The following is a 1428-nucleotide window of genomic DNA, read 5'->3' as shown; positions in this document are numbered from 1 at the left end:
ACTCTCGCGGCCGGGCCCCTTCCGAATCGGCGCCGTCCCGGCGCTGTAATCCGGGGTGCCGGCGCCGATGATCCGCCGTATGTGGTTGTCCGCGCGGCGCCGTCTCCCCGAGTCGGACGGCGCCGTGCAGCTCGCGGCCTGGCTCAGCTCTCGGCCAGGATGTGCGACAGCTCCGTGTCGAGATCGAAGTGACGGTGCTCGGTGCCGGGTGGCACCGCGGCGTCGGTCCGCTTCAGGAACGACTCCAGGGCCCGCGCCGGGGCTTCGAGCAGGGCTTCGCCCTCCGGGGAGCTGAGCGCGATACAGACGACGCCCTGGCCATGGCTGCGGGACGGCCAGACTCTGACGTCACCCGTGCCGGTGGGCCGGTGCAGACCCTCGGCGAGAAGGTCGCGGGCGAACACCCATTCGACGGTCTCTTCGGCTCCGGTGTGGAAGGTGGCGTGCACGGCATAGGGATCGGCCGTGTCATACCGCAGGCCCGCGGGTACAGGCAGTGAAGACTCGCTCGATACAACGAGGCGCAGGTGCAGCTCGCAGCTGACCGTGGTGTTCATAAGCGCCAGGGCCTTTCGCTCAGTGTGCGCTCGGGGATTCGCACGTCGGCGAAATCGACATGCCACCTACGGTGCCGTTGTAAACCCCTCTGAGGGTTTTGGGTGACTTTAGGTACCCCTATCGGCGGAGTGAATCATCGTCCCCTGGGACCATTCCGGTGACTCCTCTCCGTCAGGTAGATTGACCTGCATGAACACGGGGAGTAACGGCACGGAGGTCGCGGTGGCGGCTGGTGAGACGGAGCCCGCCGACGGGGCGCGGCAGGCGTCGGACGGCGTGGTCACCGACGGGAGCGGCGGCGACGGCGGGAACGGCGGGAACGGCGGGAACGGCGGGAACGGCGGGAACGGCGGGAACGGCGGAAAGACAGAGAAGCCGCTCGGCTCGCGTGCGCCGGATTTCATCAAGGCGCGCAAGACCCTGCATCTCAGCTGGCAGGTCGGCGTCTTCGTGGTCGGTCTCGCGGTCGTCTCCGCGGGTGTGGCCATGCTGGTGCTGCCGGGGCCAGGCTGGGTGGTGATCTTCGCGGGAATGGCGATCTGGGCGACCGAGTTCGTCTGGGCCCAGCTCGTCCTGCGCTGGACCAAGCGCAAGGTGAGCGAGGCGGCGCAGAAAGCGCTCGACCCGAGGGTCCGGCGGCGCAACATCATCCTCACCAGTGTCGGTGTGGTGATCTGCGCGGCGCTCGCCGGAATCTACCTCTGGAAATTCGGCCTCACCCTGCCATGGAAGATCGAATCCTGACCCGATAACCGGTCGGGGATCCCCGCTGACTTGGGGTAATGTGTGCGATGCGCCCGGGCGATTAGCTCAGTGGGAGAGCGCTTCGTTCACACCGAAGAGGTCACTGGTTCGAACCCAGTATCGCCC

Annotated in this window: 2 protein-coding genes and 1 tRNA gene; 2 read left to right on the top strand and 1 reads right to left on the bottom strand. The window is 67.4% G+C overall.

The features are described 5' to 3' along the window. Positions 1–143: 143 nt before the first annotated feature. A complete protein-coding gene (locus ACWF94_RS40455) occupies positions 144–557 on the bottom strand; it encodes an SsgA family sporulation/cell division regulator (RefSeq protein WP_003959770.1) in 414 nt (137 codons plus the stop codon). Positions 558–747: 190 nt separating this feature from the next. On the opposite strand from ACWF94_RS40455, the gene ACWF94_RS40450 reads away from it, so the two are divergent. Together ACWF94_RS40450 and ACWF94_RS40445 are read left to right on the top strand one after the other, a co-directional pair. After that, complete coding sequence (locus tag ACWF94_RS40450; RefSeq protein WP_453500284.1) at positions 748–1302, top strand: TIGR02611 family protein; 555 nt, start codon at positions 748–750, stop codon at positions 1300–1302. A 55-nt stretch (positions 1303–1357) separates the two neighbouring features. Then, positions 1358–1428, top strand: a tRNA-Val gene (locus ACWF94_RS40445).

This window comes from Streptomyces sp. NPDC055078 (genome assembly GCF_053607985.1).
The sequence above is the reverse complement of the archived record's forward strand: the minus strand, read 5'-3'. Positions and strand labels throughout refer to the sequence as shown.

What these genes read in the sequence shown, in the direction of transcription:
- ACWF94_RS40455 (WP_003959770.1), bottom strand. Translation starts at nt 557, where the DNA reads ATGAACACCACGGTCAGCTGCGAGCTGCACCTGCGCCTCGTTGTATCG.
- ACWF94_RS40450 (WP_453500284.1), top strand. Translation starts at nt 748, where the DNA reads ATGAACACGGGGAGTAACGGCACGGAGGTCGCGGTGGCGGCTGGTGAG.